The sequence below is a fragment of the Cysteiniphilum marinum genome, from assembly GCF_014857925.1.
Classification (GTDB): Bacteria; Pseudomonadota; Gammaproteobacteria; order Francisellales; family Francisellaceae; genus Caedibacter; species Caedibacter marinus.
In genome coordinates this window covers 1-8,008 of record NZ_JACYVZ010000056.1, presented here as the reverse complement: position 1 = coordinate 8,008, position 8,008 = coordinate 1, and the positions used below count along the sequence as shown (strand labels likewise).

Sequence of the window (8,008 nt, the reverse complement as noted above, 5' to 3'; positions counted from 1 at the left end):
TGAAATGCTTACACCAAAATATGCTTCAGCGCATTTACCTAAATTAAAATCTGCCCAGAAGAGGACGGCATAGACCTACATACCACATTATTTGCTAGGTAAATAGGTGGGTTCATGGAGCGCTTACGCAGCAAAATATTCAAAAGCTTGGCAATATTCGTGTTGAATCATCTAAAGGCAAACAGCATATATTCAAAAATCAAACCAAAGATTCGCCACTTGGCTTTGTCTATCAAGATCAAGAAGGGACTTATAGCTATTGTTTAGATAATAAAAATGCTTGTTATCTAGGCAAAGTGAGACGCTTTACCCGCTTAGGGGATAATGCGCAATTTATTGATTATACCTACAATTCTTTGGGTATGCTCAAATCGGTTACAACAGACTACCATACCACCAGCTATGAGTATGATGAGAGTTCCTTTTATCAGCTAAAAGAACAGACAAGATCAAATAATAGAGGTGTTGTGACGTCTAAGCTCACGATTGATCAACGTTATCCAAATCATCAAATACAAAAAAAGACAGTGACAAATACGGTGGATAATGCACTGGTTAATGTTAATCAAATGATCAGCTTAAATAAAGTAGATGATGTTTCTTACATTACCTACACAAGCAATCCAAACAAATATAAGCGTTTAAGAATTGAGCTTTCTTATGAGGCTGATCCTACAAATTTACTGTTTTCTCAAGCTAAGACAGTGAAGTATCTCATTGACAGTGTTTATCAGTATGAACGCCAGTCTTCGCTTAAGATGTCTTATGATAAGCTTAGAAAGCGCTATGCCAAAATCAGTGAGAATAATTATAAAAGCTATGCCCAAGGGCAATATATTAAGCATATAACAACCAAACCGTTTGGCGATAGTAAATCTATTAGCAGTACGATTTTTAATAAGAACCAAGAAAATAACGTACTAACATCAACTCATCTTTACAACTTATATGGGAAATTGGTGAACAAAGACAGTCACTTTGATTTAACTGTCTTTGGCGGCGATAAACATAGCAAACAAGAACAATATCAGTATTCATATAAAACGGGTGCATTAACCCAATACGATTGTATTAGTGATAAACTCTGTCCGTATGATGAGCATGGGCATGTGATTAATCAAATTAAATACACGCATGATGATAGTGTTGGCAATTTAACCAATCTTACGATTTTTTCACCTGACACTAAGACGCCAATAACTGTCGATTATGAATATGACAATAGTACTTATCCAGGGCAAGTTACTGCTATTAATGACGAGTTTGGCTTGTTTGATGAAAAGAATCTCAAGCTTAATTATGACAATGAAGGGCGCTTAACAGCTATAGCACAAGGTGGTTGGGCGTGGTCACCCAAGCACTTTATTAACAAAACCTATCATGCAGATAATAGCATTGCTTCAATCATTGACCCACAAAATAAGCTCCATAGTGAATATTATTATGATGTGTTTAATAATGTCACACAAATTGACATCAATAACGCACCTTTTGCAAGCTACTTTTACACAGGTGCTGGCAGTTTACTGTTTCATAAAAACAAGCAAGGTCAAACGGTCTATCCATTAACGGGTGCTGCACTTGTTGTTGATAAGCAGTTAGCATCAAAAATTGCGTTAAATCTTGATGACGGAGGTAATCATTTAGGCAGTATTGTAGATGGGAAGCTCACAAGTTTTGTAGTGTATTCACCCTTTGGTATTGAAAAGGATATTTTGACAATACTCATACCAAATGCAAATAGTGACTTAGCCGGCATATCACCTTATGGCTATAATCAGCAATTAAGTATTCGATTAAATGAAGGTGGTAAAGCATTGCCAACATGGCAGTTCTTAGGCAACTATCGTGCCTATACACCGATACTAAGACATTTCACCTTGCATGATAATTGGTCTCCATTTGGTAAAGCAGGATTAAATGGCTATGCATATGCTGGTAATGATCCCATTAATCGCTTTGATCCAAATGGTCATATGTGGAGCTATAAAAGCTACATGTCACCGGCGGCAATGATTGGACAAGCCGTTGGCTTGTTTGTCTTTAGTGCGCTAACTTCAGCGGTGACTTTTGGCATGAGTGGACTAGTTGCAGGGTCAATTGCTATGGCGATTACAGGTGCAACTTTTATTAATAATATGGCAATGGCAGCAAATCCAGACTATCGCGAATCAGTTGCCGGACAAGTGGTCGATTGGGGGTTGAATGTAATTGATGTTGTGACAAGTGTATACGAGTTTGGTGTATATTCTAATAAGCTATATAATCTCAATAAATTTGATAAAACAGTAGGTGTTAACCTCAATAAAAGACTTTCTAAGCTACGTGATCAAGGTGAATTTGAGATGTTTATGCAGCAAAGTGGAGCAGAGCACTTAGGAGCTGGTACATATGGATCAGCTTACAAATTAAAAACTGATCATGGCGATAGAGTGTTTAAATTCTCAATAGATGCTAAAGATCCATACTCTAACCCTAAAAGGATTGCTCGGAAATGGAATAATATATATGGGGTTGTACATGATGGGAAATTTAGAAACTATGCAAGTGCAAAAGCACATAGTAATACAATCTTAGAGACCCCATTTATTGGAGGGAGAGATGCCTCTTATGTAGAAGCACGCAACTTTAATTATCAATTACTTAGCCCGAAATCAGATGGCTCTCGACATATAATGCTAGATGCTACTGTAAATGGTAATGTGAAAATTGTTGGTCTAAATGGTCAAGAGTACGCACTTCCCGTGGACTTAGATCAAATGGCAACTTTACCTAGAAAGTATCGACGACAATCATTTATATCAAAAGATATAACTACTGATACTGCATTCATAAATCCTGAGAATCCCCTTGATTATGAGTTAAGGCAAGGGGCATGGATGACTATGATCAATCGTAATGTCAATCCAGCAGATCTACCTGAACACGATGATATAGTTAGATTTTTTCGTGATAATCCTAATGCTCATAATGAAATGTGGAGCACATATGCTGGAAATTATGGAAATGCATATAATAATATTGAGGTTATGAATCTGGATTAGCATCAGGGTTGATAATAAGTTACATGAGGCCAAGACAGTTTGAAGATTGAGGGAAACCCGAAAATAAAAGTGCTTCAAATTGACAGGACAGATTTAGTTTAGCCATTGAGGATTCTTTGCGTTTCTTGTTGAGTAATCTCCTTACACAATTGTCTCAACCACTTATTCTTTGCATCATACTTAAGGCGTTGAGGGTAAAATGCTTGTAGCATAACGGGTTTGGTTTCAAAGGGTAAAGGAGCGGTATTTAAATTAAAGCGTTTGGCTAGTGAGTTTGCAGTGACAATAATGCATTGATCATCCATGATCTCTAATGCGGCAGAAAGTGTTGAAACACGTGAGTAAATATTTCGTGGGTCGGGTCGTGTTAGGTAGTGTAGAAATTTATTATGATCATCATCAAAACTAAAAAGCATGTGAGGTAGATTAATGTAAGTGTCATAATCCAACTTTTCTGGTAAGGGATAGTTTCGATAGCCAATGACTAAACTATCTTCAAAAAGCAACTCAGCGTTAAAACTATCTAAATTATTCAAAATACCCACCACTAAATCGGCATGTGTGAAGTCAAATTTTTGTTGTATTTGGTAGATCACAGGAAATGTCCGAACATTGATGATATGGTTAGGGTTAGTCTTATTTATTTGTTGTAACAAAGAAGTTAAGCCTAGGTAAGAAAAATGCTCAGAAACATATAGTTTAAAGGTTGCAGCTGTTTTTTCAGGAATAAACTCTTCAGCAGGAATGAGGTAGTCGATATCATCAAGTATATTTTGTAATGGCTTGATCAATGATTTGGCTTTATTGGTTAATAACATATTATTGCCATCACGAATCAACAGTTCATCTTTAAAACGATCACGCATTTTCCCAAGACGAATAGTCACCGCAGGCTGTGATAAATTCATTACATTCGCAACACGACTAATACTTTGTTCAGATAGGAGTAATTGTAGTATTTGTAAGTCAGAAATATCCATATTTTACCTCACGAAGGGATCTTTAAGTTAAGTGATTGTGCGAGCTTTTGTATCTCGTTTTTGCATATGTCTCGTAGCCATTTGTTTTTGGCATCAAACTTTAAGCGTTGGGGGTAGTGTATATTACAAGCAACCGGAGGGATATCAATGGGTAAAGGGTGCGTATTGAGATTGTAGTTTTCAGCAAGACTTTTGACTGAGGTCATCACAAATTTATCCTCTAGCAATGTGGTGGCAAGATTTAAACTTAAAATTCTCATTTTGATATTGCGAGGGTCGGGTGAACCGAGTGTCTTTAAAAAGGGATTACCTTCTTCAAGTGCATTGATCAAGATGTGAGGCAAGTTAAAATATTCATCTAATGTGAGTGCTTTTGTTTGATCAATAGGGTAACGATCGTAAAGCAAACAGACTGGATCATAATGTGAGGTTTCAGATTCAAACTCATCAAGATCATTTTCATTGATAGCACCTATGATAATTTCGGCATTACTAAAGTCATGAATGCCCTCTAGGTTATGTAATGGTGGAAATATATGTAAATGTATTTCATGTTGGGGGTGAAAGCTATGTATGGCATCAAATAATGTCTTTGATACCAAGTACTCACAATACTCATTCATATGAATATTAATAATACAAGGCTCGGCTCTTGGATCAAAATGGGGGTGAGGGAATAGCCCATTAATTTGCTCAAGTAAGCGTTTTAAAGGCTGGATGATAGTTGTTGCTTTCTCAGTAAGCACCATAGTGTTACCTTGTCGCACGAGTAGCTCATCATTAAATCGTTTACGCATTTTGCCAAGGCGAATGGTTGCCGCAGGTTGAGATAAGCTCATCTTTTCAGCAGCATAAGTAATATTGCGCTCAGTGAGTAGTATGTAAAGCAGTTGCAAATCACTGATATCCATTAATCACTCCAAGTCATCCATTTGTTCTAAGCCTAGATGGGAAAATTAAAAAAGCAAAGTAATAAGTATTAGAACTAAGAGGTATTTAAGATTTTTATACCGTCATAATTAAGTTAAATAGCGCAAATAAAAAATCATTTGCTATAGTCGTAGAGGTGATAGCTTTTTACATTAGGATCATTATGAGCAAGGAAAAGTTTAAGCTAAATATGTTTTTAGAATCAAGAAAAGAGACTAATATTTGGAGTGAGACATGATAAGGGCATGGAATTTTTTACTGTTAGCTATTGTGTTTGAAGTGGCAGGAACATCGAGTATGAATTTTGCTGGAAAATATGGCAGCATATGGGGGTTTGTCATTATGTATCTATTTATTGCAATTTCTTATTTCTTTCTAAGTAAAGCAGTTAAGAGAATTGCAATTGGTGTTGCCTATGCAACATGGGAAGGACTGGGGATTGCATTAATTGCTGTCGTATCATTTTTTATCTTTGGTGATGAACTTTCTTGGTTGCAAGTATCAGGCATCGCTCTAGCGATTATAGGTATTATTTTGATTACGATTGGCGAAGTTCATGCTGATACCGAAAATAACGAATAGGAGAGGGTGATATGGATAGCTTTTTAAATCTTGCCTTTGGCTTGGTTGTGGTTGCTGCATTAATTGATGTTGTCGCTAATTTGATGATTGCAAAATCAAAGGGGTTTCAACGCAAAGCTTGGGGTATTAGCGCCATTGTATTGGTTTTACTTTCTTTTACGATCTTAGCTCAAGCGGTTAAATCAATAGATTTAGCTATTGCGTATGCAAGTTGGGGTGCTATTGGCATTATTGGTACGGCGATTGGTGGCATGATCTTATTCAAAGATAAGTTAAAACCAATTGGTTGGTTTGGAATCGTACTAGTGATTATTGCAATTATTATGATGAAGTTATAACAACTTGAGTTATATCTGCCTGTTCTAATTTGTATTTTTATCTACGTATATTTAGACTTTGATTATGTGGCTTACATACTCGTTAGCATAATAATAAACAGGTAGTCATCATAAATTATGGATAAAGTGATATTAGGTGTGCATGGGCTGTTAAATAAAAATGCCAAAGAAACCATCCAGACATGGTGGCAGTCAGCTATTGAAGAAGGACTTGAGAAAACATGTGGCTATGATGAAAATGTGAATTTTCAAATGGTCTATTGGGCGGATCTTTTGCATAAATATCCTTTACATAACGATGAGGCATATTATTTTGATGAGTTATATGATGATGAGCCGTACTATTATTTAGAAAAAGAGAATTTTCCACGCTATGCAGACTCATTAATTAAAAGAATGGGCTTGCTGGGGCAAAATACAGTGCGTAAATGTGTTAATCTAATTCAACAGTATGACCCAGTATCTTTTTGGGCAGCCGATAAACTATTTCGTGATATGGCGTATTACTATAACGATGAGGTTGAAATTTATGATCGCAAGGGACAAAAAAGACCGTTGCGTAAAATCTTGATGCGTGAGCTGATCGATGCATTAAGTATCCATGCTAAAGAGGGTAAGGAGATTATTGTTATAGGACATTCAATGGGGTCGATTATCTGTTATGATGTGCTTCGTAATATTCGATCATTTTTACCTGATATTAACATTAAATGCTTTATCACTATGGGGTCTCCTTTAACTTATGCAATCACCTACAAACATCCGTTTTTAGAACTTACTGATGGACATTTTAGAAATAAGCCACGCACGCCAAGTGCGGTGCAATCTTGGTATAACTTTTCTGATCCACGTGATGTCGCATGCTACCGCTTGAAACTAGGTCCTCTTTATGGTCCAAATCACGAAGGCGTGCAGGTGGTTGATCAATTGGTGTTTAGTGATTATGGCATTTTTAATAAAAAGCTTGGCAAATATCATCATAATCCCCATAAATCCTATGGTTATTTGCGTTGCCCTGAGTTTTCAGAGCTTATTTATAAATTGCTAATGCCATAAATTGTAAACGACTGGATTATCTGGGCATTCACTTAGGCCGCATTCGGCAAAAGTAGAAATTAAGTTAGCGGCAATAATAAATACAAATAGTGCAAAGACAATGTGAGTAAATATTTTTATTTTCTTGGCCTTGGCTTCTGCGATTTCATCTTTATTTGCTTTAATTTCATATTGTGATGATAACCCTAGCACAATAGCAATATAGATAATAGCTATAATGCAAAGCACAAATACCCATGTATACATATGTAGGCCTAAAACTGCTGAGCCATAACCATGTGGGTCATTGATATGAAGTGCGACCTGACGTATGGCAACAAATGAAGTTAGTACGGCTGAGAGCAATGATAGACTGTAGTGAGCAGGGCGTACGTGATATCTTATATTGAGTAAAAAGCCAAAGGCAATACCCAGTAGCCCTAAGCGTTGAAGTAAGCATAACGGGCAAGGAAGTTCACCTAAGATAAATTGAAAAGAAAAAGCCATTATAATGACAAGGATAATGGCAAGTATTTCAATGGCATTAAGGCACTTTACAAAGTTATTTATTTTTGATCGTTGCATGTTTAAGCTCCTTTTACCATTAAAAATATAAGCCAAGATGATCTGTGGCGTGATGTAAAAATACAAGCCCCATTGCAATAAGGAAAGCGCAAAAGAATATGATTCCCATTGTGCGATGCATCCATGCGCTAATAACACTTATTAGTAGTAGGAAAAAAACAATTAATATTCCAGGCATATGATTACTCCATTCATTTTTGTGATATCCAGAGCCAGTATAGTGCAAAATCACATATTGTGTGAATGAACCACAGGCGCAAGTTGCAATTTATAATTTAACGTATTAGAACGGTGTTTTTGATCACAAAAAAAACAACTCAAAATAAACTATAAAAAATTTTAAGAAACAGCTTGCCAACCAAAAAAAAATCTGTAGAATTGACTCCTGTTCTCAGCGAGAATGTTCGCAAGAATGCCTTGGTAGCAAGGTTTTGAAGATGTTTAAAGAGATATAAAATGTAGATACTTAAATACTTTGAGCAAAAATTTTTGCGGGTTGTTAGTTCTTGTTTTT

General features: G+C 36.2%; 8 protein-coding genes. 4 read left to right on the top strand and 4 right to left on the bottom strand.

Going from position 1 to position 8,008, the window contains the following annotated elements; all coding sequences use genetic code 11:
• The first annotated feature begins 296 nt into the window (after positions 1–296).
• Positions 297–3,044, top strand: coding sequence for an RHS repeat domain-containing protein (locus tag IE867_RS13725; protein ID WP_192485283.1), 2,748 nt, complete (start codon positions 297–299; stop codon positions 3,042–3,044).
• Positions 3,045–3,142: 98 nt separating this feature from the next.
• On the opposite strand, the gene IE867_RS13720 is transcribed toward IE867_RS13725, so the two are convergent.
• Both IE867_RS13720 and IE867_RS13715 read right to left on the bottom strand, forming a co-directional pair.
• Complete coding sequence (locus IE867_RS13720; RefSeq protein WP_192485282.1) at positions 3,143–4,024, bottom strand: LysR family transcriptional regulator; 882 nt, start codon at positions 4,022–4,024, stop codon at positions 3,143–3,145.
• Positions 4,025–4,032: 8 nt separating this feature from the next.
• Positions 4,033–4,935 carry a LysR family transcriptional regulator gene (locus IE867_RS13715; RefSeq protein ID WP_192485281.1) on the bottom strand — a complete coding sequence of 301 codons (903 nt, stop codon included), beginning with the start codon at positions 4,933–4,935 and terminating at the stop codon, positions 4,033–4,035.
• 253 nt (positions 4,936–5,188) lie between these two features.
• Here IE867_RS13715 and IE867_RS13710 point away from each other — a divergent pair, with 253 nt between their 5' ends.
• The 3 genes from IE867_RS13710 (at position 5,189) to IE867_RS13700 (ending at position 6,930) form a co-directional block, all read left to right on the top strand.
• On the top strand, positions 5,189–5,536 hold the full coding sequence (locus tag IE867_RS13710) for a DMT family transporter (RefSeq protein ID WP_192485280.1): 348 nt from the start codon (positions 5,189–5,191) through the stop codon (positions 5,534–5,536).
• Between the two features lie 11 nt (positions 5,537–5,547).
• Positions 5,548–5,874: an SMR family transporter gene (locus tag IE867_RS13705; RefSeq protein WP_192485279.1), complete on the top strand. Its 327-nt coding sequence runs from the start codon at positions 5,548–5,550 to the stop codon at positions 5,872–5,874.
• Between the two features lie 117 nt (positions 5,875–5,991).
• Positions 5,992–6,930 (top strand): lipase/acyltransferase domain-containing protein, encoded by a 939-nt coding sequence (locus IE867_RS13700; protein WP_192485278.1) that lies wholly within the window; start codon positions 5,992–5,994, stop codon positions 6,928–6,930.
• On the opposite strand, the gene IE867_RS13695 is transcribed toward IE867_RS13700, so the two are convergent.
• Together IE867_RS13695 and IE867_RS14745 are read right to left on the bottom strand one after the other, a co-directional pair.
• Entirely contained in the window at positions 6,919–7,494 is a 576-nt protein-coding gene (locus IE867_RS13695; protein WP_192485277.1) for a disulfide bond formation protein B, read from the bottom strand. The genes IE867_RS13700 and IE867_RS13695 overlap by 12 nt on opposite strands.
• Positions 7,495–7,513: 19 nt before the next feature.
• Complete coding sequence (locus tag IE867_RS14745) at positions 7,514–7,672, bottom strand: DUF5993 family protein (protein ID WP_203249989.1); 159 nt, start codon at positions 7,670–7,672, stop codon at positions 7,514–7,516.
• Positions 7,673–8,008 lie beyond the last annotated feature (336 nt).

Bases quoted from the DNA above. Each gene is read 5' to 3' on its own strand.
- IE867_RS13710 (WP_192485280.1), top strand. From the start codon at position 5,189: ATGATAAGGGCATGGAATTTTTTACTGTTAGCTATTGTGTTTGAAGTG.
- IE867_RS13715 (WP_192485281.1), bottom strand. From the start codon at position 4,935: ATGGATATCAGTGATTTGCAACTGCTTTACATACTACTCACTGAGCGC.
- IE867_RS13720 (WP_192485282.1), bottom strand. From the start codon at position 4,024: ATGGATATTTCTGACTTACAAATACTACAATTACTCCTATCTGAACAA.
- IE867_RS13705 (WP_192485279.1), top strand. From the start codon at position 5,548: ATGGATAGCTTTTTAAATCTTGCCTTTGGCTTGGTTGTGGTTGCTGCA.
- IE867_RS13700 (WP_192485278.1), top strand. From the start codon at position 5,992: ATGGATAAAGTGATATTAGGTGTGCATGGGCTGTTAAATAAAAATGCC.
- IE867_RS14745 (WP_203249989.1), bottom strand. From the start codon at position 7,672: ATGCCTGGAATATTAATTGTTTTTTTCCTACTACTAATAAGTGTTATT.
- IE867_RS13695 (WP_192485277.1), bottom strand. From the start codon at position 7,494: ATGCAACGATCAAAAATAAATAACTTTGTAAAGTGCCTTAATGCCATT.